The following is a 20,877-nucleotide window of genomic DNA, read 5'->3' on the forward strand; positions in this document are numbered from 1 at the left end:
CCGGGCGGAGCCCGGGCGGGTGGGGTGCCGGGGCGAAGGGGCGGCGAACAGCGACCACAGCGGAGCCGACGCATGACCGTCCACATCAACGGCGAACCGACCGAACTCCCCGACGACATCACCCTCGCCGACGCCATCGCCCGCGTCACCGCCGCCCGCGAGGGCCTCGCCGCCGCCGTCAACAGCACCGTCGTCCCCCGGTCGGCCTGGCCGACCACGCACCTCGCCACCGGCGACCGCCTCGAACTCCTCACCGCCGTCCAAGGAGGCTGACGCAACCCATGACGCAACCCATGAGCACCAGCACCGACCCCCTGCGCCTCGGCGGCGCCGTCCTCGCCTCGCGCCTCATCATGGGCACCGGCGGCGCCCCCTCGCTCGACGTCCTCGACCGCGCCCTCGCCGCCTCCGGCACCCAGCTCACCACCGTGGCCATGCGCCGGATCGACGCCGCCGCGCACGGCTCCGTCCTGGACGTCCTCGCCAAGCACGGCATCCGCCCGCTGCCCAACACGGCCGGCTGCCACACCGCCGGCGAGGCGGTGCTGACCGCCCGCCTGGCCCGCGAGGCGCTCGGCACCGACTGGGTCAAGCTGGAGGTGATCGCCGACGAGCGCACCCTCCTCCCGGACCCCGTCGAGACCCTGGACGCCGCCGAGACGCTGGTCGACGACGGCTTCACCGTCCTCCCCTACATCAGCGACGACCCCGTGCTCGCCCGCCGCCTCCAGGACGCCGGCTGCGCGGCGGTGATGCCGCTCGGCTCGCCCATCGGCTCCGGCCTGGGCATCCGCAATCCGCACAGCTTCGAGCTGATCCGGGAGGCCGTCGACGTCCCGGTGATCCTGGACGCCGGCACCGGCACCGCCTCGGACGCCGCCCTCGCCATGGAGCTGGGCTGCGACGCGGTGCTGCTCGCCTCGGCCGTCACCCGCGCCCAGGACCCCGTCCGGATGGCCACCGCGATGCGCCTCGCCGTCGAGGCCGGCCGCCACGCGCGCCTCGCGGGACGCATCCCGCACCGCCGTCACGCCGAGGCGTCCAGCCCCGTCACCGGTACCGCGGAGTTCCGCGAGGTCCCCGCTTTCCCATAGGTCTTGTCACACCCTAGGTACAAACACGGCCGCATACCGGATCCCGACGGGCCCGCTCCCTACACTGTCGCCCATGGATACGACACTTCGGGACCCGCTCGTCGGGCAGCTGCTCGACCACCGGTACCGAGTCGAGTCCAGGCTGGCAGTGGGGGGCATGGCCACCGTCTACAAGGCGCTGGACACCCGGCTCGACCGGGTGATGGCGCTCAAGGTGATGCACCCCGCGCTCGCCGCGGACGGCGAGTTCGTGGCGCGCTTCATCCGCGAGGCGAAGGCCGTCGCCCGGCTCTCCCACGCCAATGTCGTCGCCGTCTACGACCAGGGCCGGGACGGCGACCACGTCTTCCTGGCGATGGAGTTCATCGACGGCTGCACGCTGCGCGACATCATCGGCACCCGCGGCGCGCTCACCCCGCGGGTGGCGCTGGACATCCTGGAGCCGGTGGTCGCCGCGCTGGGCGCCGCGCACCGGGCCGGCCTGGTGCACCGCGACGTCAAGCCGGAGAACGTGCTGATCGCCGCGGACGGGCGGGTCAAGGTCGCCGACTTCGGGCTGGTGCGCGCCGTCACCGGCGGCACCAACCACACCACCGCGGGCACCGTCCTCGGCACCGTGGCCTATCTCGCGCCGGAGCAGATCGAGTACGGCACCGCCGACCAGCGCACCGACGTCTTCGCCTGCGGGCTGCTGCTCTACGAGCTGCTCACCGGGGTCCGCGCCCAGGAGGGCGCCACCCCGTCGCAGGCCATGTACAAGCGGGTCAACGAGCCCGTCCCGGTGCCGTCGCTGCGGCTGCCGGGCCTGGCGCCCGAGCTGGACGCGCTGATCGGGCGGACCACCGCGCTCGCCCCGGACGCCCGCCCCGCCGACGCGATCGCGCTGCTCGCGCTCGTCCAGGCCACCCGGCGGGCGCTGACGGAGGCCCAGCTCGACCGCGAGCCGCCGGCGGCGCCGGTGCCGGTGCGCGAAGGGGCCGCCGGGGAGGAGGGGCCGCAGCCGATCCCGGGCACCACCGACCCCACCACCCAGCTCGCGGCGGGCCTGCCGCCGGTCAATCCGACGCGGGTGCAGGCGCTGCCGTCGGACATCATCATGCCGGTCCCGGTGCAGTGGCACGACGACAACACAGCGGTGCACCCGGTGGGCACGCCCCCGCCGGGGGAGCCGCCGCGCCACCGCGGCTGGCGTCCGCCGCACCCCAAGCGGGCCGCGGCGATCCTCGTCGCGGTGCTGGTGCTGGGCGGCGGGCTCACCTGGTACACCGTGGCGGGCCGCTACACCGCGGCGCCGGCGGTGCTGGGCCTGACGCGCTCGGAGGCCGCGGCCAAGCTGGACAAGGCGGGCCTGCACCCGGCGTTCGTCCAGCGGTTCAGCGAGTCGGTGCAGCCGGGCCGGGTGGTCTCCACCGACCCGGGCGCCGGCGGCAATGTGCAGCGCGGCGGCACCGTCGACGTGGTGCTCTCCAAGGGCCCGGAGCGGTTCGCGGTGCCGGACGTCAAGGGCGCCGGCCTCGCGCAGGCCACCCAGGCGCTGAAGGCGCGGCATCTGATCGTGGGCCGGGTGGAGCGCGCCTTCTCCTCCTCGGTGCCGGCCGGCCAGGTGCTCTCCAGCAACCCGGCGGCGGGCTCCAGCCTCGCCGCGGGCACCGCGGTCGACCTGGCGGTGAGCAAGGGCAGTCCGGTGCAGGTGCCGGACGTCACCGGCGAGGACCTGAGCAGCGCCGAGCAGGATCTGACAGACGCCGGCTTCAAGCCGGTGGTCTCGCCCACCCAGGTCAACTCCCCGGACGTGGCCGCCGGCCAGGTCGCCAAGCAGAGCCCGTCGGACGTGGCGCCGCAGGGCTCGAAGGTGACGCTCTACGTCTCGGCGGGCGCCAAGCAGGTCACCGTCCCGGACGTCACCGGGATGAAGGTCGACGAGGCCAAGAAGGTGCTGAAGAAGGCCGGGTTCAAGGCCTCCACCGGCTTCCACCTGTTCGGCGGGAACACCGTGAAGAGCACCAGCCCGGCCGCCGGCCAGCAGGCCCCGGAGGGCTCCACCGTCAACCTCGACACCGGGGGCCTGTGATGGACGCCGCCGCCTGGGACGAGCGCTACGCCGCCGCCGAGCTGCTCTGGTCGGCGGGGCCGAACCGGTTCGTGGCGGAGTACGTCGAGGCCGAACTGCCGGACGCGGGGCCGGGGCTGACGGCGCTCGACCTGGCGGCCGGCGAGGGCCGCAACGCGGTCTGGCTGGCGGAGCGCGGCTGGGACGTCACCGCCGTCGACTTCTCCGCGGTGGCGCTGGAGCGGGCCGCGGAGGCGGCGGAGCGCCGCGGCGTCGCGCTCCGCACCCGGGTCGCGGACCTGCTGGCCTTCGCCCCGGAGCCGTCCTCCTTCGACCTGGTGCTGGTCTCCTATCTGCACCTGCCGGCCGAGGCGATGCGCGGGGTGCTGGGGCGGGCGGCCGAAGCGGTCCGGCCGGGCGGGCGGTTCTTCCTCGTCGGGCACGCCGACACCAACCTGACGGAGGGCCACGGCGGCCCGCAGGACCCGTCGGTGCTGCACAGCCCCGAGGCGGACGCGGCGCTGCTGGCGCCCCCGCTCACCGTCACCCGCGCGGAGCGCGTCCGCCGCGAGACGGCCGACGGCCACACCGCGATCGACACCCTGGTCACCGCCCACCGCTGACGGGCACGCCGGCCCGGAACCGCGCACCCTCGTGCGACCATCTGCGCATGGACGCCCCCTGGCAAGCGCAGACGCTCACCGCACTGGAACGGATACTCGACGACGGCGTCCAGGAGGTCGCCGCCTACGGGTCCTTCGCCGACGGCACCACCGACGCGTGGTCCGACCTGGACGTCAAGATCACCGTGGACGGCGGGCGGCTGGCCCGCTGGTGGACGGGCGCCGACTGGCCGTCCGCGCTCGGCCCGGTCTACTCCGACACCCGCTGGGGCGACGAGGAGCGCTTCGTCCGCCGGCTCATCCTGCGGGACATGCGGCGCATCGACGCGGTGTTCGTGGCGGCGGACGGCACCTCGCCGGGGCGCCCGTCCGCGGCGGGCGGGGACGACCCCGCCGTGCTCCTGCTGCACCGCCTCCGCAGCGACGCCGTCTCCGCAGCGGTGAAGACCGCCCGCGGCGACATCCTGATCGGCGCCCACCGCGCGCTCGCCGTCGTCCAGTACGCACTGGAAGCGGGGATGCTGCTGCGCGACCGGGAGCGCGGCACCGACCGGCACCGCTTCGGCGGCTCCCGCTGGGACGCCCGCGCCGCCGAGCTGGCCGCCGTACCGCTGCCGCACTCGGCGGCCACGGTGACGGCCGCCGTCCGCGCGGCCCTCCCGCCCGCCGCCGCGCTCCTCGCCGAACTCGGCGCCGGCCCCGCCGACTTCGGCGACGACACTCCCCTCCTCGCCCTCCTCACCCGCGTAGACGCCTACACCCCGAACTAACCGCCCGCCGCGGCGACGTGCCACTCACCCGGCACCCACGACCCGCGGCCACCTCACCCCCCGAACCAGCCACCCGACCAGCCGCCCGCCACCGCGTCCCCACCCCGGCGGCGCACATCCGCCACAGCCTCACGGCGACGCGCTACCCACCCGGCACCCACGACCCGCGGCCACCTCACCCCCCGAACCAGCCACCCGACCAGCCGCCCGCCACCGCCTCCCCACCCCGGCGGCGCACATCCGCCACAGCCTCACGGCGACGCGCTACTCACAAGGAAACAAAAACTCCCTATGCTGCTGGGCGGATTGGGGAGCTGGGGTGCGCACGCATGGAGGGACAGTGGGACATGGGGCTTGTCAGACGTAGGCGCGTGCAGCGCCACGCCGCCGCAACGCACCGCCTGGACGCCGCCGTCGTCGGGTTCCCCGCCCGCATCGGCTGCCGTGTCGAGCTGATGCGCCATACCGGCCCGGAGGACCGCTCCGGCTGGCTGGCCGTCGCCGAGGCGTTCCTGGACTACCTCGGCGCCCGCTCCGCGCGCGACCCCGCGCTGCGCGGCAAGGACGCCCAGACCGCCCTCGACTCCGCCGCCGCCGCGGCGGTCGGCGCGGTCGAGCTGCGCGCCACCCGGGGCGCGCCGCTCACCGTCCACATCGGCTACCTGGGCGCGGGCGTCTCGTACAACGCCTGCCTGCCGCGCCCGCTGCCGCTCGGCGCCGCGGACGCCTGGGACGAGGACGACGACGAAAACGACGAGGACGAGGACGACGAGGACGAGGGCCTGCTGCGCGGCGACACCACCTGGGCCGCCCGGCACGACCCGACGGGCAGTCAGGACTGGCTGCAGGCGCTCTACCTGGCCATACTGGCCGGCCGCGAGTCCCGCGCCGCGGACGCCTTCGTCCGCACCTTCCCGGCCCGCGCCGCGGCCGGCGAGCGGCGGCCGGAGATCGGCACCGCGCACGCCCTGCTGGGCTACGTCTTCCGCTTCCACGACCGCCGCCCGCTGAGCGCCCCGCCCACCCGGGCGGAGGTCGCCGCGGAGGCCGAGTCCGTGCTCGCCCGCTGCGCCCCCGCGGGCCCCGCCGGCCCCGCCGGGCCCGGCGCCGGCCCGCAGCACGCCGCGCTCGCCGCCGTGGTGGAGCTGGTCGCCGACCGCCCGGACGGCTTCGCCGCGGCGCTGGCCGCGCTGCTGGAGGAGCGGCGCCGCGCCGCGGACCCGTCCGTCCCCCGCCACCTCCTCCCGCTGGACGCGCTGGCGCTCGCCGCGCTCGCCGTCCGCCGCGAGGGCTGGCCGCTGGACGTCGACTCCGACTACCTGCCCGCCTCGCTGGTGACCGGCTTCGCCGGGGACGGCCCCAGGGTCGCCGCCTACGGCCGCGACAAGCGCACTCGGCTGGGCCGCGGCACCACGGTGGTGCCGCGCGGCGGGGTGACGGGCTCGGCGGGCCGCTTCGGCCCGCGCTTCTGGGACCGGGAGACCGCCGACTTCCTCGCCGAGTGGCGCGATCCACGCGCCGACGAGCGGATGCTGGCGATGCGCCTGGACCGCCGGATGGAGGACCAGGCGCTGCGCTTCGCCGCCCTGGTGGCCGCGGACCCGATCGGCCGCGATCCCCGGCTGCGCTCCGCGCTGCGGCTCGGCGCCCAGGCGGGCGCGGGCGCGTTCCGGCTCGCCGGGGCAGCCGAGGGCGAGCGGGTGACGGTGTCGGTGGACGGCCACCCGCGGACGCTGCCGCGCTGGCGGGGCGGCCGCCGGCTGGGCAGCGCGGAGTGGACGCAGGCGGTGGCGCTGGCCCTGGCCGCGGGCGAACGGGAGCCGCTGGCGGGCCTGGTGACGGTGGCTCCGGGGTTCTTCCCGGAGGGCGAGGCGTCCACGGTGGCGGGCTCCTACCGGGCCGCCCTCCACGACTACCTGCGCGGCGCCGATCCGGAGCCGGCCACCGACAGGGCGCTGGCGGTGCGGGAGGCGGCGGCCCGCCGCGGGGTGGGGCCGCTGCCCCCGGTGGTGCTCCTCTCCCAGCTGGTCGCGGCCGACCACGAGGGGTTCGCGCTGGCGCTGGTGGACGCGCTGGAGGAGCACCGCGACCACTACTCGGTGGGCGACCGGGCGGCCGCGCCGTGGTCGTCGGTGGGCCTGGACATCCTGGGGCTGGCCCGGCACGCGGCCCGGCTGCAGGGGCGTCCGGTGCCGGTGCGCTCGCGCTATCTGCCGCCGCCCTGAGAATGGGAGCCATGCCGAGCCGCAACGTTGTCGACCGGGCCTATCGCCGCGCCTACCAGCGGGCGATGGCGCTCTGGCCGGCGCCCCGTCAGGAGGTGGAGCTGGCCACCCCGTTCGGGGCCACCCGCGGCCATCTGCACCTGCCCGCGGAGCCGTCCGGGGCCCCGTTCGTCCTGCTCAACGGGAAGAACGGGCATGCCTCGCAGTGGCATCCGCTGGTGCCGGCGCTCGCCGCGTCGGGCCGTCCGGTGCTGGCCCTGGACACCCCGGGCGACCCGGGGCTGAGCCGGCCCGAGCCGGACCGCCCGCTGCGCGCGCCCGAGGACTTCGCGGCGTGGCTGGACGCGGCGGTGGCGGCGGCGCTGCCGGACGCGGCGCGCGTCCATCTGGTCGGGCGCTCCTACGGCGGGTGGATCTCGCTCGCCGCGGCGATGCACGCGCCGAAGCGGCTGGCGTCCGTCGCGCTGCTGGACCCGGCCGGGCTGGCGGCCGTCCCGCCGCGGTTCTTCGCCTGGATGCTGGCGTGCGGGGCGGCGGCGGTGCTGCCGCGGGCGGTGCGGGCGCCGCTGGCCCGGCCGCTGCGCAATCCGACGACCGCGCAGGGCAGGCCGCTGGCGGCGTGCCGTGCGGGGGTGCTCGCGCATGCGGCGCGGCCGGGGCTGCCGGTGCCGCGTCCCTACCGCGACGAGGAGCTGCGGGAGGCGGCGGCGTCGGGGGTGCCGGCGCTCTTCGTGCTGGGCGGGCACAGCCCGCTCAACGACCCGCGGCGGGTGCTGCCGCGGATCGGCATGCTGATGCCGGACGCGGCGGCGACGGTGGTGCCGCGGGCCGGGCACGTCGTCGACCTGGTGGATCCGGCGCGGGCGGCGGCGCTGCTCGGCGCGTTCGCGCAACACGCCGAGCGGCAGCGGGCTTGTTGAGCGCCGGTCGGACGTTCCACCATGGCCGCATGACCGCATCGGACCGCCCCAAGCCCCTCTCCCCCGCCGAGATCGAGGAGGCCCTGGCCCGCGTCCCGGAGTGGACGGTGACCGACGGGCGCGTTCTGGAGCGCACCGTCACCCTGCCGCATCTGCCGGCGGCGATCCTGGTGGTGCACATCGCGCAGATCCAGTCCGAGCTGGACCACCACGCGGACATCGCCCTCGGCTACAACACCGTCCACTTCGCCACCACCAGCCACTCCGAGGGCTCCCGCCTCACCTCCCTCGACTTCACCCTGGCCGCCCGCATCGACGCCGCCTGCGCCGCCCACGGAGCCCACCCCCCGAAGTCCTGACCCACCCGCGCCCTCGCGGGCCGCGCAGCGGTCCGGGTGGGGTGCCGGGGCGAAGGGGCGGCGCACGGCAACCCCCGCCGGCCGCAGCTCAGAGGGGCACCAGCACCGCCGTCACCAGCACGCCCCCCGCCACCGCCCACCGCCCCGCGAACGACGGCACCGGCGCCTGCCCCACCAGCAGCTCCGCCGAGAACGTCCCGTCCGGAGCCAGCGCGACCCGCGCGTCCTCGAACCCCAGCCAACGCCCCGTCAGCGGGTACCACGCCTTGTAGACCGACTCCTTCGCGGAGAACAGCAGCCGATCCCACGGCACGCCCCCGTCCGCGCGCGCCAGCGAGCCCAGCATCCCCCGCTCCCCCTCCAACGCCACCAGCCGCAGCACCGCGGGCTCCCGCAGCGCCCGCGCCGGCTCCGCGTCGATCCCCACCGACCGCACCCGCGAGGACCGCGCCACCGCCGCCGCCCGGTACCCCTCGCAGTGCGTCAGGCTCCCGACGACCCCGTCCGGCCACAGCGGCTCGCGATCCGCCCCGCGCCCGATCGGCCCGGCCGCCACCCCCAGCTCGGCGAGCGCCGCCCGCGCGCACCGCCGCGCCGCCGCGAACTCCCGCCGCCGGTTCTCCACCGCCCCGGCGACCAGCTCCGCCTCCTCGGGGAACAGCTCCCCCAGCGCGGCCTCGTCCGCCCCGGGTCCCGCCTCCCGCACCGCCACCATCTCGGGCAGCAGGTCCCGCAGCACCACCGCGCACGCATCACTGGACAGGCTCACGCGTCCCGAGACTACCGCCGCGCCGCTCCCGGGCGCCTACTCCCGGACACCCCGCTCCAGCAGCGCGAAGAGCTCCTCGGCGACGGCCGCCAGCTCCGCGCGGGCCACCGCGGCCTCCGTGCCGGAGGCGATCCGCCGGACCGCCTCCTCCAGCACCAGGTTGCGGATCCGCAGCACCGCCGCGGCGGTGTACTCGTCGCGCAGCGACGCCTCCGCGCGCCCGTCCGCCGCCGCGAGCTCCGCGGCGAGCGCCGTGACGATCTGCTCGTCCACCTCGCGCCAGCGCGCCGCCAGCGCGGGGCTGTCCCGCACCACCTGGAGGAAGGTCTGGATCCCGGGGACGGCCCCGATCAGCGGGTGCCCGTCCGCCGCGAGCCCGGCGACCGCCCGCCGCAGCGCCGCCACCGGCGCCTCCCCCGCGGCGCGCTCCCGCACCGCCGCCAGCAGCAGCTCGCGCAGCTGCGGGGTGCGGTCCAGATACAGGTCCTCCTTGCGCGGAAAGTAGTTGAAAACGGTCATCTTGGAGACGTCCGCCGCCTCGGCGATCTCCGCGACCGTCACCGCCTCGAAACCGCGCTCCTGGAACAGCCGCGTGGCCACGGCCGAGATGTGCTGTCTCATCTGCTGCTTCTTGCGTTCCCGCAACCCACCGGCTGTCATGCCCAGCATCATACCCGGCCCAAAGTTTTGACCGCGGTCCAAGTTTTCATGCATACTGCGGTTATGACCTTCGACACCGACGTCCTCGTCGCCGGCGGCGGCCCCACCGGCCTGATGCTCGCCAACGAGCTGCGCACCGCCGGGATCCGATGCACCGTCATCGAGCGCGGCAGCGCCATCGACCCGACCCTCAAGGCCGGCGCCATCGGCCCGCTCGGCGCCGAGGCGCTGCGCCGCCGCGGCCTGGGCGACGCCCTCGACGAGGCGCATATCGCGATCATGAAGAAGATCATCGGCCCGGACGCCGTCCGCCTGCTCTCCGGACAGGACGCCAAGAAGTTCCGCGTCCCCGGCGGCCACTTCGCCGGCATCTGGAAGATCCGCCCGGACGCCCGCGCCGACGGCGGCGCCGAGCGCCGGATGGCCGTCATCCCGCAGCAGGTCCTCGAGCAGATCCTGGAGCAGCACCTCGCCGAGCCGCTGCCGCACGCCCCCGACGACCCGCTGCCCCGCATCCTGCGCGGCGCCGCCCTCACCGGCTTCGCCGAGGACGCCGACGGCATCACCGTCGACACCGCCGCCAACTCCGGCCCCGGCCGGATACGCGCCCGCTTCCTGGTCGGCTGCGACGGCGGCCGCAGCACGGTGCGCAAGCTCGCCGGCTTCGCCTTCCCCGGCACCGAGCCCACCATGACCGGCCATCAGATCGTCGCCGAGTACGCCAACCCCGAGGTGCTGGAGCCGCGCGGCTGGCGCCGCACCCCCACCGGGATGATGTGCTTCGGCCCCACCCCCGGCCGGCTCTTCCTGGCCCGCTTCGACGGGCCTCCGGCCGACCGCGACGCCCCCATCACCCTGGACGAACTCCAGGCCGCGGCCCGCGACATCACCTGCACCGACATCACCATCACCGGCTTCAGCTCGGCGACCCGCTTCACCGACAACACCCGGCTGGCCGACGGCTACCGCCGCGGCCGGGTGCTGCTCGCCGGCGACGCCGCCCACGTCCACTCGCCCTTCGGCGGCCAGGGCCTCAACCTCGGCCTGATGGACGCCGTCAACCTCGGCTGGAAGCTGGCCGCCGTGGTCCGCGGGGAGGCCGGCGACGCGCTGCTGGACAGCTACACCGCCGAGCGCCACCCCGTCGCCGAGCGGGTGCTCGCCAACACCCGCGCCCAGATCGCCCTGATGCGCCCCGGCCCGCACGTCGACGCGCTGCGCGAGGTGATCGGCGAGCTGCTGGACACCGTCGACCCGGCGAACGCCTTCTTCGGCGCGATGCTCGGCGGCCTCGACACCGTCCACCCGATGCCCTACGCCGGGCCGGACGAGGAGGCGCTGCCGCTGCTCGGCCGCCCCGTGCCCGATCTGGAGCTCGCCGACGGCAGCACCCTCTACGCGCACTCCGCGGACGGCCGGCCCGTCCTGCTCGGCGCCGCGCTCCCGCCGGAGTTCGCGGGGTCCGCCGCCGACCGGGTGCACGTCCTCGGCGCGGCCGCCCCCGGCCAGCCGGTCGCCGCCGCGCTGATCCGCCCGGACGGCATCGTCGCCTGGTCGGCCGCCACCGCGCCGCAGCCCGGCGCCCCGGCCGACCCGCTGCTCGCCGAGGCCCTCGCGCACTGGTTCGCCCCGGCCGCCGTCACCGCCTGACCGGGGCGTCTACGCTTCGGACCATGGCCCACCCGTCGTCCGACCAGCAGCCCTCCGTCCGGCGGAGCGCCCCCGCGCGCAACCCGGTCGGCGCCCATGTCCCGGTGGCCGGCGGGCTGGCCCGCACCGGCCTCGCCTACGCCCGGCGGATCGGCGCCGAGACGGTGCAGGTCTTCGTCGCCAACCCGCGCGGCTGGGCCACCCACGAGGGCTGGCCCGACCAGGACGATGCCTTCCGCGAGCAGTGCGCGGCCGACGGCGTGCGCGCCTTCGTGCACGCCCCGTACCTGATCAACTTCGGCTCGGCGGACGCCGAGACGCGCGAGCGCTCGGCCCGCTCGCTGCGCCACTCCCTGCTGCGCGGCGCGGCGATCGGCGCCGAGGGCGTCGTCGTCCACACCGGCTCCGCCACCGGCGGCACCACCCCCGACCAGGCGCTCCGCCAGGTCCACGAGGGCGTCATGCCGCTGCTGGCGGAGCTTGACGGCCTCACCTCGGGGGCGCCGAAGCTGCTGCTGGAGCCCACCGCCGGGCAGGGCAGCTCGCTCTGCTCCGCGATGCCCGACCTCGCCCCCTACCTCGACGCCCTGGAGCGCCATCCCGGGGTCGGCGTCTGCCTCGACACCTGCCACGCCTTCGCCGCCGGCCACGACCTCGCGGCCGAGGGCGGCGCGGCGGCCTGCCTGGAGGCACTGCGCGAGGCGGCCGGCCCGGGCCGGCTGCGCCTGGTGCACGCCAACGACTCCAAGGGCGGCTGCGGTTCGCACCTGGACCGGCACGAGAACATCGGCGCCGGCGGCATCGGCGAGGCGCCGTTCGCCGCGCTGCTGCGCCACCCGGACACCGCGGGCGTCCCCTTCGTCACCGAGACCCCCGGCGGCGAGGACGGCCACGCGGCGGACGTGAACCTGCTCCGGCGCGCCCGCTAGCCCGGCCGGCCGGGCCCGCTTAGAGCTCGGGGCCCTCGCCGGGCTCCTCCTGGTAGGAGTAGCGCTGCTCGCGCCACGGATCGCCGACGTTGTGGTGCCCGCGCTCCTCCCAGAACCCGCGCCGGTCCGCGGTCATGTACTCCACGCCGCGCACCCACTTCGGGCCCTTCCAGGCGTACAGCTGCGGCACCACCAGCCGCACCGGAAACCCGTGCTCGGCCGTCAGCTGCTCGCCGTTGCGGTGCGTGGCGAAGATCGCGCGGTCCGCCAGGAAGTCGTCGAGCCGCAGGTTGGAGGAGAAGCCGTACTCGGCCCACACCATCACATGGGTGACCTCGGGCGCCGGCGGCGCCGCCGCCACCAGGTCGGCCGTCCGCACCCCGCCCCACTCGCTGCCCAGCATGGTGAACCGGGTGACGCAGTGGAAGTCCGCCTCCACCTCGGAGTACGGCAGCGCGGTGAACTCGCGGTGGTCGAAGGAGTGCTTCCCGCCGTCCGCGGTCGCCCCGAAGACCCGGAACTCCCAGCTCTCCGGGCGGAACTTGGGCACCGGCCCGTAGTGCAGCACCGGCCAGCCGCGCTGCAGCCGCTGGCCCGGCGGAAGCCGATCCCCGTGATCCCCCGACCCTCCGCCACGCTCCGTGCTCATGGTGTCATCGTCTCAGACCCGTTCACCCGTTCTCGCGCAAGGGTGCGTGTTGCGCCTGGTGGGCCCGGCGGGTCGGTGGCAGTCTGGTGCACCATGAAGGGCAACCCCGAGGTCATCGACTACCTCAATCAGCAGCTGACCTGCGAGCTCACCGCGATCAACCAGTTCTTCCTGGAATCGAAGCTGCAGGACAACCTCGGCTACACCAAGCTCGCGAAGAAGACCCGCGAGGAGTCCTTCGAGGAGATGAAGCACGCCGAGATCCTCACCGACCGCATCATCCTGCTGGACGGTCTGCCCAACTACCAGCGCCTCGGCCACGTCCGGATCGGCCAGACCATCAAGGAGATGTACGAGGCCGACCTGGAGCTGGAGAAGGAGGCGGTCGCCATCCTGCGGCCCGGCGTCGTCGCGATGCGCAAGGCGGACGACCATGTCTCGGCGCGGCTCTTCGAATCGATCCTCAAGGACGAGGAGGAGCACGTCGACTATCTGGAGACCCAGCTCGGGCTGATCGACAAGCTCGGCGAGCAGCTCTACGCCGCCACGCTCACCGCGTCGCTCCCGGACTGAAGCCCCCGGACCTCCGCCTGGATCTCCACCCGGACCTCCGCGTCCAGCCGGGCCTCGATCGCCTCGACCGGCTCGGGGACCCGCCGCCCGCGGTCCAGCAGCGCCTGTATGCGGCGCACGCAGCCGCCGCAGTCGGTGCCGGCCCCGCACCGGCCGGCGATCGCCCGGGGGGTGCCGCAGCCGCTGGCGCGGTGCGCGCGGACCTGCTCCTCGGTCACCGCGAAGCACGAGCAGACGTACACGGCCGCGGCCTCCGGGGCAGAAAGGACGGCGGCCGCGTCGATGGGCCGCCGCTTCGATTAGGACAACCTAACCTTACCCGCCGGGGTCGGGCGCAATCAACGAAGGGCGGGCCCCACGGGCCCGCCCTTCGGGTGAATCACGTCACCGTCGCCGCCGCCGTCAGGCGTTGCGGTACATCTCCGCCACCAGGAACGCCAGGTCCAGCGACTGGCTGCGGTTCAGCCGCGGGTCGCAGGCCGTCTCGTAGCGCTGGTGCAGATCGTCGACGAAGATCTCGTCGCCGCCGCCGACGCACTCGGTGACGTCGTCGCCGGTGAGCTCGACGTGGATGCCGCCCGGGTGGGTGCCGAGCCCGCGGTGCACCTCGAAGAAGCCCTTGACCTCGTCGAGGACGTCGTCGAAGCGGCGCGTCTTGTGGCCGCTGGGCGCCTCGAAGGTGTTGCCGTGCATGGGGTCGCAGACCCACACCACCTTGGCGCCGCTCGCCGTCACCTTGGAGACCAGCTCCGGCAGCCGGTCGCGGACCTTGCCCGCGCCCATCCGCGTGATGAAGGTGAGCCGGCCCGGGGTGCGCTCCGGGTCGAGCCGGTCGATCAGCGTGAGCGCCTCGTCCGGCGTGGTCGTCGGGCCGAGCTTCACCCCGATCGGGTTGGAGACCCGGGAGGCGAACTCGATGTGCGCGTGGTCGAGCTGGCGGGTGCGCTCGCCGATCCACACCATGTGGCCGGAGACGTCGTACAGCCGGCCGCTGCGCGAGTCGATCCGCGTCATCGCCGTCTCGTAGTCGAGCACCAGCGCCTCGTGGGAGGAGTAGTACTCGACGGTCTTGAACTCCTCCGGCTGGACGCCGCAGGCCTCCATGAACCGCAGCGCCTGGTCGATCTCCCGGGCGAGCCGCTCGTAGCGGACGCCGGACGGGGACTCCCGGACGAAGTCCTGGTTCCAGGCGTGCACCTGGTGCAGGGCGGCGTACCCGCCGGTGGTGAAGGCGCGCACCAGATTCAGCGTGGACGCCGAGGCGTGGTACATCCGGCGCAGCCGCTCGGGGTCGGGGATGCGCGACTCGGGCGTGAACTCCAGGCCGTTGACGGAGTCGCCGCGGTAGACCGGCAGCGTCAGCCCGTCCCGCGTCTCCATCGGCTTGGAGCGGGGCTTGGAGTACTGCCCGGCGATCCGGCCGACCTTCACCACCGGCACCGAGGCCGCGTAGGTGAGCACGACCGCCATCTGCAGCAGCGTCTTGAGCTTGCTGCGGATGTGCTCGGCCGAGACGCCGTCGAACGTCTCCGCGCAGTCGCCGCCCTGGAGCAGGAACGCCTCGCCCCGGGCGACGGAGCCCAGCCGCTCGCGCAGCTGGTCGCACTCACCGGCGAAGACGAGCGGCGGATAGGACCGCAGCTCGCCGAGGACCGCGTCGAGCTTGGCCCGGTCGGGCCACTCGGGCTGCTGCTGGGCCGGAAGGGACTGCCAGGTGTTGAGATCGTTCAAGCTCACCCGTCAAGGGTAAGGGTGCGGCAAATCCGAGCGGCCCACTGCCCACGCTTTGAGACACACCGCGCGCCGGCTACCCGAAGAAGACGCCCACCTCGCGGTACAGCTCCAGCGGGACCGTCTTGATCTCCTTGGTCGCCTCCGCCAGCGGCACCCGCAGGATCTCCTCGGCGCGCATCGAGACCATGGTCCCCCACTCCCCGGCGTGCACGGCCTCCACCGCGTTGATGCCGAAGCGCGTCGCCAGGTACCGGTCGAAGGCGCTCGGCGAACCGCCCCGCTGGGTGTGGCCGAGCACCGTGGTCCGGGTCTCCTTGCCGGTGCGCGACTCGATCTCCTTGCCGAGCCACTCGCCGATGCTGTAGGAGCCCGTCCGCCCGAAGAAGTCCCGGGTGCCGTCCTCCTCGGGCAGCTGGCCCTCCACCGGGAGCGCGCCGTCCGCGATCACCACGATCGGCGAGTAGTTGACGGCAAATCGCCGCTCCACGTACCGGCAGACCTGCTCGACGTCGAACTTCTGCTCCGGGATGAGAATGACGTTCGCGCCGCCCGCGAGCCCCGCGTGCACCGCGATCCAGCCGGCGTGGCGGCCCATCACCTCCAGCACCTGCACCCGGTGGTGGGACTCCGCGGTGGTGTGCAGCCGGTCGATCGCCTCGGTGGCGACGCCCACCGCGGTGTCGAAGCCGAAGGTGAAGTCCGTCCCGTTCAGGTCGTTGTCGGTGGTCTTGGGGACACCGACGATGTTGACGCCCTCCTCGGAGAGCCGCTGCGCGATGCCGAGGGTGTACTCGCCGCCGATGCAGATCAGCGCGTCCACCATGTGGTGCGCCAGATTCCGCTTGATCCGCTCCAGGCCGCCCTCGATCTGCGCCGGGTTGACCCGGGACGTGCCGAGGATGGTGCCGCCGCGCGGCAGGATGCCGCGCACCGCGGGGATGTCGAGGACCGTGGTGTCGCCCTCCAGCGGGCCGCGCCAGCCGTCCCGGTAGCCCACGAACTCGTAGCCGTAGTCCTGGACCCCCTTGCGCACGATGCCCCGGATCACCGCGTTCAGCCCCGGGCAGTCGCCGCCACCGGTGAGCACTCCGACCCTCATGCGTACCTCGCTCTCACGTCCACCACGTCCGGCGCCCCGCCCGCGGAACGGAACGCGCGCCACTGCCCAGCCTATGCAGCGCCCCGGGCAGCCGCACCGCAGGTCCACCCCTCGAACGCCGGAACCGCCTACGCCTCCTCGTCGAGGCCCTGTTCGATGGCGTAGCGGACCAGCTCGACGCGGTTGTGGAGCTGCAGCTTGCCCAGCGTGTTCTGGACGTGGTTCTGCACCGTGCGGTGCGAGAGCACCAGCCGCTCGGCGATCTGGCGGTACGACAGGCCCTTGGCGACCAGCCGCAGCACCTCCCGCTCACGGGGCGTCAGCCGGGGCGCCTGCTCGGCCTCCTCGGCCGGGCCGGTGGCCAGCCTGCGGTACTCGCCGAGCACCAGGCCGGCCAGCCCCGGGGTGAAGACCGCCTCGCCGACGGCGGTGCGGCGCACCGCCTCCAGCAGCTCCTCCCGGCCGGCCGACTTCACCAGGTAGCCGGTGGCACCGGACTTCACCGCCTCCAGGACGTCCTCCTGCTCGCCGGAGGCGGAGAGCACCAGCACCCGGGTGGCGGGCGCGGCGGCCAGCACCTCCTTGGCGACGGCGACGCCGGGCATGTCCGGCAGGTTGAGGTCGAGGACGATCACCTGCGGGGACGTCGCCCGGGCGCGCCGCACCGCGTCCTTGCCGCCGCCGGCGGTGGCGACCACCTCGTAGCCGGCCTCGGCCAGGTCCCGCGCGACGGCGTCCCGCCACATCGGGTGGTCGTCGACCACCATCACCCGCACGCTGTCGCCCACCGACGCTCCCCTCTCTGCGGCCCGCCTGACCGGACCGAACGTCCGACCGAACCTACCTGGCGCCGCGCGGCACCCGGAACTCCCATTCGGCGCCCTGCCCGGGGACGGAGACCAGATCGACGCTGCCGCCGATGCCCCGCACCCGGCCGCGGATGGACTGCGCCACCCCGAGCCGCCCCTCGCCCTCGGCCTCCTCCAGCCGGCCTGCGGGGATCCCCGGGCCGTCGTCGCGGACGCTCACCACGACCTCGACTCTCCCGTCGTCCCGCAGGTCCTCCTCGACGAGCACCCAGGCGCGGGCCTCCGCCCCCGCGTGCCGCCGGACGTTGTCCAGCGCCGCCCCGACCGCGGCACCCAGCTCCTCCGCCGAGCGGCGCGGCATCGGCACCGCCTCGGCCGGGGTGGAGACCGTCACCCAGGAGCCCGCCGTGCGCGCCCGGGACGCCACCTCGGCGGCGGCGTCCGCCTCGGCCGCCGGCGACCCGGGGTCCGCCTCCTCGGCCGAGTGCGCCGCGTCCGCGGCCTCCGCGGAGATCAGCGCCCGCAGCGCCGCCTCCTGCTCGCCCGCCAGCCGGCCCAGCTCGGCGGCCTCGCCGCCGGCCTCCAGGCCGCGCCGCTGCACCAGCGCCAGCACCTGGAGCACCCCGTCGTGGATGTCCCGGGCCAGCCGCTCCCGCTCCCGGGTGGTCGCCTCGATCCGCAGCGCCCGGGTCAGCGCCCGCTCGCCGACCCGCGCCAGCGTCACCACATAGCCGATCGCTATCCCGGCGAGCAGCAGCAGCACCGCGTTGTGCAGGTTGTTCTCCACGATCGCGCCGCGCTCCAGCAGGTTGGCGACGCCCACCACCAGCGCGGCGCCGGCGCCGAACCGCCAGCCGCCCTTGATGGCGAAGCCCAGCACCGGGGAGGCGGACCAGACGGTCGGCAGCGTCGCCATCCCCGCGTGGACGGCGGCCGGCTCGGCCAGCGGCACCGTCAGCAGCACCCCGCCGGTGCCCAGCACCAGGTCGGTGCCGAGCAGCCACCAGCCCCAGCGGCGGCGGGCCTCCGCGGTGCGGAACGGGATCAGGGTGACCAGCGTCCAGACGATCACCACCGCGAGGTAGAGCCAACCGCCCACCGGATGGCGGTAGTTGTCCGCGTCGTAGGCGAACCGGAAGACCGCGTAGGCGACCGCCAGTACCCGGTAGACCCCCAGCGCCCACCACAGCGGCCGCTCCACGGCCACCGACCCGCTGATCACAGACCCACTCCTCCTAGGAGGGGGAGGAGGAGTCAGACTCCTTCTCCGCAGCCTCCGCCTTCGCCGCCGCCGCGTACTTGTCCACGTACTCCTGACCGGACAGTTTCATGATCTCGTACATGACTTCGTCGGTGACCGCCCGGAGGATGAACCGATCCTGCTCCATCCCGAGGTACCGGGAGAAGTCCATCGGCTTGCCGATCCGCACCCGGGGGCGCATCAGCCGGGGCACCACCTTGCCCGGGGGCTGGATCTTCTCGGTGTCGATCATCGCCACCGGCAGCACCGGCGCCCCGGTGGCCAGCGCGATCCGGGCCAGCCCGCCCGGCTTGCCGCGGTAGAGGCGGCCGTCCGGGGAGCGCGTCCCCTCCGGGTAGATCCCGAAGAGCCCGCCCCGCTCCAGCACCCGGATGCCGCTGCGCACCGCGGCCTCCGCGGCGGCCCGCCCGCCCGAGCGGTCCACCGGCAGCTGGCCGACGCCCTTGAAGAACGCCGCCGTCAGCCTGCCCTTGACGCCCGTTCCGGTGAAGTACTCCTGCTTGGCGATGAAGGTGACCGGCCGGTCGATGAGGACCGGCAGGAAGAAGGAGTCCGAGAAGGACAGGTGGTTGCTGGCCAGGATCGCCGGCCCCTCGGAGGGCACGTACTCCAGGCCCTCCGCCTCCGGACGGAAGACGACCCGCAGCGTGGTCCCTATGGTCGCCTTCATGAACCCGTAGATCATCGCGGACCTCCCCGTCCGGCGAAGCCGTCCCGAAGGCCACCCGAGCCTCCGCTTCGACCTTAGTGCGGAACCCCCCGCGCAGGAGGGCCATACGCACCGCATCCGCTGTACTCCCGGCTCCCGGGCGTGGCAGCATTCAAGTGCACCCCCGCTTGCACTCCGCTGTCCGACGCCGCCACCGCGCCCCCGACCGGAAGGAGCCGCCGTGCTGACCATGCCCGGCGCAGAGCCCTACCACCACCGGGGCGGACCGGTCGGCGTGCTGCTCTGCCACGGCTTCACCGGCTCCCCGCAGTCGCTGCGCCCCTGGGCCGAGCACCTGGCGGCCGAGGGCCTCACCGTCTCCCTGCCGCTGCTGCCCGGCCACGGCACCCGCTGGCAGGATCTGCGCATCACGGGCTGGACGGACTGGTACGGCGCGCTCGACCGCGAGCTGCGGCTGCTGCACGAGCGCTGCGCCACGGTCTTCGTCGCGGGGCTGTCGATGGGCGGCGGGCTGGCGCTGATGCTGGCGGCCCGGCACGGCCCGGCGGTCGCCGGAGTGGTGGCCGTCAACCCGTCGGTGCGCCGGGACGACCCGCGGATGATCGCGCTGCCGCTGCTGAAGCACATCGTCCCCACGGCGCCGTCGATCGCCGGGGACGTCGCCAAGGAGGACTCCCCCGAGACCGGCTACGACCGGGTGCCGCTGCACGCCGCGCACGCGCTGACCAAGTTCTGGACGGCCGTGCAGCGCGAACTGCCCCGCGTCACCCAGCCGCTGCTGCTCTACCGCAGCCCCGACGACCATGTGGTCTCCCCGGCGAACGCGGCGCTGGTGCTCGCCCGGGTCTCCTCACGGGACGTCACCGAGCGGCTCTGCCCGCGCAGTTACCACGTCGCCACGCTCGACCACGACGCCCCGGAGATCTTCGACGGCAGCGTGGCGTTCGTGCGGCGCCTGGCCCCCGAGGCGGCGGAGGAGCCGGCGACATGACGACCGAGCCGACCGGGCAGGGCCCCGAGGACCGCGAGGGGCCGGACGGGCGCGAGGCGACGCTCGGCAACGGGCTGGCCGCGCAGTCCTGGCAGCTGCTCGCCGACCTCGACCCCGAGGCGGCGCTGGCCCGCGCCATGCTGGACGTCTTCCGCGAGGAGGGCGTGGCCGCCCGCCTCGCCCCGCCGTCCGTCCTGTGGGTGGACGCCTCCGAGCTGGACCTGGCCCGCGCGGTGCTGCGCACCCGCCTGCCGATGCTGCGCGCGGAGGCGCGCGCCAAGGAGCTCCGGCAGGTCCGCCACGACGCGGAGACGGGCGCGGACACCGGCGGCATCACCCCGGAGGAGGAGGCCGCGTTCGAGGCGCTGGTGGCGGTCTTCGACGAGCCGGCGGCGGAGCCGCAGCGCCCCAAGGACGACACCGGGGCGGCGGACCCGGGCGCCAGCTACCGCGGGGTCGACCTGACGCTGATCCGCAAGCCGCCCACGGCGGGGCCGGCCGGCCCCACCACCCGGTCCGGCCCGCGCGACTGGTCGGCGGCGGACGAGGCCGACGAGGCGTTCGTCCCGCCGGAGCCGATGCCGATGCCGGAGGTCGACACCGCGACCAAGTTCGCCTGGGTGGCGGTGCTGGGCGGGCCGGCGCTGCTGCTCTTCCTGGCGGTCTTCGAGCCCGACGAGCTCACCGGCTGGCCGGCGGTCCTCGGCGTGCTGCTCTTCGTCGGCGGCTTCATCACCCTCGTCACCCGCATGCGCGACAACGACGAGGACGACGACAACGACGACGGCGCCGTGGTCTGAGCGGGCTCGGCGGTCGCCGCGGCCTCCCCGGGCGGGATGCCGGGGTTCAGGGCGGCGAACAGGGGCCGCCGCGGACGCGGAGCACCGCCAGGACCGGGAGATGGTCCGACGCCGCCGCGAACCGGATCCCGCGCCCCGCCAGCCCCACCGGCACCCCCGCCGCCGCAACCTCAGCACCGCCCCCGACGAACACGCCGTCGATCCGCTGCCGCGGCGTGGCCGCCTCCGACGTCCACTCCCCG

General features: G+C 75.0%; 22 protein-coding genes and 1 pseudogene. 13 read left to right on the top strand and 10 right to left on the bottom strand.

Annotated features, from left to right (window positions below):
- Positions 1 to 72 precede the first annotated feature (72 nt).
- The 8 genes from thiS to BIV57_RS17585 all read left to right on the top strand — a co-directional run bounded on the left by thiS (position 73) and on the right by BIV57_RS17585 (position 8,041).
- On the top strand, positions 73 to 273 hold the full coding sequence (gene thiS, locus BIV57_RS17550) for a sulfur carrier protein ThiS (RefSeq protein WP_071657785.1): 201 nt from the start codon (positions 73 to 75) through the stop codon (positions 271 to 273).
- A 20-nt stretch (positions 274 to 293) separates the two neighbouring features.
- Positions 294 to 1,094, top strand: coding sequence for a thiazole synthase (locus tag BIV57_RS17555; protein WP_071657786.1), 801 nt, complete (start codon positions 294 to 296; stop codon positions 1,092 to 1,094).
- Between the two features lie 73 nt (positions 1,095 to 1,167).
- Positions 1,168 to 3,165, top strand: coding sequence for a Stk1 family PASTA domain-containing Ser/Thr kinase (pknB, locus tag BIV57_RS17560; RefSeq protein ID WP_071657787.1), 1,998 nt, complete (start codon positions 1,168 to 1,170; stop codon positions 3,163 to 3,165).
- Positions 3,165 to 3,767, top strand: a complete 603-nt coding sequence (locus tag BIV57_RS17565) for a class I SAM-dependent methyltransferase (protein ID WP_071657801.1) — start codon at positions 3,165 to 3,167, stop codon at positions 3,765 to 3,767. The genes pknB and BIV57_RS17565 overlap by 1 nt, the downstream gene beginning before the upstream one ends.
- 47 nt (positions 3,768 to 3,814) lie before the next feature.
- Positions 3,815 to 4,537 carry a nucleotidyltransferase domain-containing protein gene (locus tag BIV57_RS17570; RefSeq protein WP_071657788.1) on the top strand — a complete coding sequence of 241 codons (723 nt, stop codon included), beginning with the start codon at positions 3,815 to 3,817 and terminating at the stop codon, positions 4,535 to 4,537.
- 371 nt (positions 4,538 to 4,908) lie between these two features.
- Positions 4,909 to 6,762: an immunity 49 family protein gene (locus BIV57_RS17575; RefSeq protein WP_071657789.1), complete on the top strand. Its 1,854-nt coding sequence runs from the start codon at positions 4,909 to 4,911 to the stop codon at positions 6,760 to 6,762.
- Positions 6,763 to 6,773: 11 nt separating this feature from the next.
- Positions 6,774 to 7,682, top strand: a complete 909-nt coding sequence (locus tag BIV57_RS17580) for an alpha/beta fold hydrolase (RefSeq protein ID WP_175548785.1) — start codon at positions 6,774 to 6,776, stop codon at positions 7,680 to 7,682.
- Between the two features lie 29 nt (positions 7,683 to 7,711).
- On the top strand, positions 7,712 to 8,041 hold the full coding sequence (locus BIV57_RS17585) for a 4a-hydroxytetrahydrobiopterin dehydratase (RefSeq protein WP_071657791.1): 330 nt from the start codon (positions 7,712 to 7,714) through the stop codon (positions 8,039 to 8,041).
- A gap of 88 nt (positions 8,042 to 8,129) precedes the next feature.
- Here the strand turns inward: BIV57_RS17585 and BIV57_RS17590 are convergent, their stop codons facing one another.
- Both BIV57_RS17590 and BIV57_RS17595 read right to left on the bottom strand, forming a co-directional pair.
- On the bottom strand, positions 8,130 to 8,780 hold the full coding sequence (locus BIV57_RS17590) for a 4'-phosphopantetheinyl transferase family protein (protein ID WP_071657802.1): 651 nt from the start codon (positions 8,778 to 8,780) through the stop codon (positions 8,130 to 8,132).
- A gap of 66 nt (positions 8,781 to 8,846) precedes the next feature.
- The gene (locus BIV57_RS17595; protein ID WP_245797783.1) at positions 8,847 to 9,431 is read right to left on the bottom strand and encodes a TetR/AcrR family transcriptional regulator; all 585 of its coding nucleotides are present in this window, start codon (positions 9,429 to 9,431) and stop codon (positions 8,847 to 8,849) included.
- 102 nt (positions 9,432 to 9,533) lie between these two features.
- Between BIV57_RS17595 and BIV57_RS17600 the strand changes: the two genes are divergently transcribed.
- Positions 9,534 to 11,120 carry an FAD-dependent monooxygenase gene (locus BIV57_RS17600; RefSeq protein WP_071657792.1) on the top strand — a complete coding sequence of 529 codons (1,587 nt, stop codon included), beginning with the start codon at positions 9,534 to 9,536 and terminating at the stop codon, positions 11,118 to 11,120.
- Between the two features lie 23 nt (positions 11,121 to 11,143).
- Positions 11,144 to 12,049, top strand: a complete 906-nt coding sequence (locus tag BIV57_RS17605; RefSeq protein ID WP_071657793.1) for a deoxyribonuclease IV — start codon at positions 11,144 to 11,146, stop codon at positions 12,047 to 12,049.
- A gap of 19 nt (positions 12,050 to 12,068) precedes the next feature.
- Here BIV57_RS17605 and BIV57_RS17610 read toward each other — a convergent pair whose 3' ends face one another.
- Positions 12,069 to 12,698, bottom strand: a complete 630-nt coding sequence (locus tag BIV57_RS17610) for a sulfite oxidase-like oxidoreductase (RefSeq protein WP_071657794.1) — start codon at positions 12,696 to 12,698, stop codon at positions 12,069 to 12,071.
- Positions 12,699 to 12,791: 93 nt separating this feature from the next.
- On the opposite strand from BIV57_RS17610, the gene bfr reads away from it, so the two are divergent.
- Complete coding sequence (bfr, locus tag BIV57_RS17615) at positions 12,792 to 13,271, top strand: bacterioferritin (RefSeq protein WP_071657795.1); 480 nt, start codon at positions 12,792 to 12,794, stop codon at positions 13,269 to 13,271.
- On the opposite strand, the gene BIV57_RS17620 is transcribed toward bfr, so the two are convergent.
- From BIV57_RS17620 to BIV57_RS17645, 6 genes are all read right to left on the bottom strand, one after another.
- Positions 13,235 to 13,513 (bottom strand): (2Fe-2S)-binding protein, encoded by a 279-nt coding sequence (locus BIV57_RS17620; RefSeq protein WP_071657796.1) that lies wholly within the window; start codon positions 13,511 to 13,513, stop codon positions 13,235 to 13,237. The genes bfr and BIV57_RS17620 overlap by 37 nt on opposite strands.
- Positions 13,514 to 13,673: 160 nt before the next feature.
- On the bottom strand, positions 13,674 to 15,008 hold the full coding sequence (locus BIV57_RS17625; RefSeq protein ID WP_071657797.1) for a class II 3-deoxy-7-phosphoheptulonate synthase: 1,335 nt from the start codon (positions 15,006 to 15,008) through the stop codon (positions 13,674 to 13,676).
- Between the two features lie 70 nt (positions 15,009 to 15,078).
- The gene (locus BIV57_RS17630; protein WP_071657798.1) at positions 15,079 to 16,104 is read right to left on the bottom strand and encodes a 6-phosphofructokinase; all 1,026 of its coding nucleotides are present in this window, start codon (positions 16,102 to 16,104) and stop codon (positions 15,079 to 15,081) included.
- A 128-nt stretch (positions 16,105 to 16,232) separates the two neighbouring features.
- On the bottom strand, positions 16,233 to 16,871 hold the full coding sequence (locus BIV57_RS17635) for a response regulator (RefSeq protein WP_071657804.1): 639 nt from the start codon (positions 16,869 to 16,871) through the stop codon (positions 16,233 to 16,235).
- A gap of 73 nt (positions 16,872 to 16,944) precedes the next feature.
- Positions 16,945 to 18,135 carry a MacS family sensor histidine kinase gene (macS, locus tag BIV57_RS17640; RefSeq protein WP_071657799.1) on the bottom strand — a complete coding sequence of 397 codons (1,191 nt, stop codon included), beginning with the start codon at positions 18,133 to 18,135 and terminating at the stop codon, positions 16,945 to 16,947.
- 13 nt (positions 18,136 to 18,148) lie between these two features.
- The gene (locus BIV57_RS17645) at positions 18,149 to 18,859 is read right to left on the bottom strand and encodes a lysophospholipid acyltransferase family protein (protein ID WP_071657800.1); all 711 of its coding nucleotides are present in this window, start codon (positions 18,857 to 18,859) and stop codon (positions 18,149 to 18,151) included.
- Positions 18,860 to 19,064: 205 nt separating this feature from the next.
- Here BIV57_RS17645 and BIV57_RS17650 point away from each other — a divergent pair, with 205 nt between their 5' ends.
- The gene (locus BIV57_RS17650; protein ID WP_107409607.1) at positions 19,065 to 19,835 is read left to right on the top strand and encodes an alpha/beta hydrolase; all 771 of its coding nucleotides are present in this window, start codon (positions 19,065 to 19,067) and stop codon (positions 19,833 to 19,835) included.
- Positions 19,832 to 20,635 (top strand): hypothetical protein, encoded by an 804-nt coding sequence (locus tag BIV57_RS17655; RefSeq protein WP_245797784.1) that lies wholly within the window; start codon positions 19,832 to 19,834, stop codon positions 20,633 to 20,635. Before BIV57_RS17650 ends, BIV57_RS17655 begins: the two co-directional genes overlap by 4 nt.
- 46 nt (positions 20,636 to 20,681) lie before the next feature.
- Here BIV57_RS17655 and BIV57_RS25620 read toward each other — a convergent pair.
- Positions 20,682 to 20,877 (bottom strand): annotated as a pseudogene (locus BIV57_RS25620) (endonuclease/exonuclease/phosphatase family protein); the annotation flags it as partial.

The organism is Mangrovactinospora gilvigrisea, from assembly GCF_001879105.1.
GTDB classification, from domain to species: domain Bacteria; phylum Actinomycetota; class Actinomycetes; order Streptomycetales; family Streptomycetaceae; genus Mangrovactinospora; species Mangrovactinospora gilvigrisea.

Coding starts and splice junctions, on each gene's coding strand:
- BIV57_RS17570 (WP_071657788.1), top strand. CDS start 3,815: ATGGACGCCCCCTGGCAAGCGCAGACGCTCACCGCACTGGAACGGATA.
- BIV57_RS17555 (WP_071657786.1), top strand. CDS start 294: ATGAGCACCAGCACCGACCCCCTGCGCCTCGGCGGCGCCGTCCTCGCC.
- BIV57_RS17595 (WP_245797783.1), bottom strand. CDS start 9,431: ATGAGACAGCACATCTCGGCCGTGGCCACGCGGCTGTTCCAGGAGCGC.
- BIV57_RS17645 (WP_071657800.1), bottom strand. CDS start 18,859: ATGATCTACGGGTTCATGAAGGCGACCATAGGGACCACGCTGCGGGTC.
- BIV57_RS17630 (WP_071657798.1), bottom strand. CDS start 16,104: ATGAGGGTCGGAGTGCTCACCGGTGGCGGCGACTGCCCGGGGCTGAAC.
- BIV57_RS17610 (WP_071657794.1), bottom strand. CDS start 12,698: ATGAGCACGGAGCGTGGCGGAGGGTCGGGGGATCACGGGGATCGGCTT.
- BIV57_RS17580 (WP_175548785.1), top strand. CDS start 6,774: ATGCCGAGCCGCAACGTTGTCGACCGGGCCTATCGCCGCGCCTACCAG.
- BIV57_RS17585 (WP_071657791.1), top strand. CDS start 7,712: ATGACCGCATCGGACCGCCCCAAGCCCCTCTCCCCCGCCGAGATCGAG.
- pknB (WP_071657787.1), top strand. CDS start 1,168: ATGGATACGACACTTCGGGACCCGCTCGTCGGGCAGCTGCTCGACCAC.
- BIV57_RS17655 (WP_245797784.1), top strand. CDS start 19,832: ATGACGACCGAGCCGACCGGGCAGGGCCCCGAGGACCGCGAGGGGCCG.
- BIV57_RS17635 (WP_071657804.1), bottom strand. CDS start 16,871: ATGGTGGTCGACGACCACCCGATGTGGCGGGACGCCGTCGCGCGGGAC.
- BIV57_RS17600 (WP_071657792.1), top strand. CDS start 9,534: ATGACCTTCGACACCGACGTCCTCGTCGCCGGCGGCGGCCCCACCGGC.
- thiS (WP_071657785.1), top strand. CDS start 73: ATGACCGTCCACATCAACGGCGAACCGACCGAACTCCCCGACGACATC.
- BIV57_RS17565 (WP_071657801.1), top strand. CDS start 3,165: ATGGACGCCGCCGCCTGGGACGAGCGCTACGCCGCCGCCGAGCTGCTC.
- BIV57_RS17605 (WP_071657793.1), top strand. CDS start 11,144: ATGGCCCACCCGTCGTCCGACCAGCAGCCCTCCGTCCGGCGGAGCGCC.
- bfr (WP_071657795.1), top strand. CDS start 12,792: ATGAAGGGCAACCCCGAGGTCATCGACTACCTCAATCAGCAGCTGACC.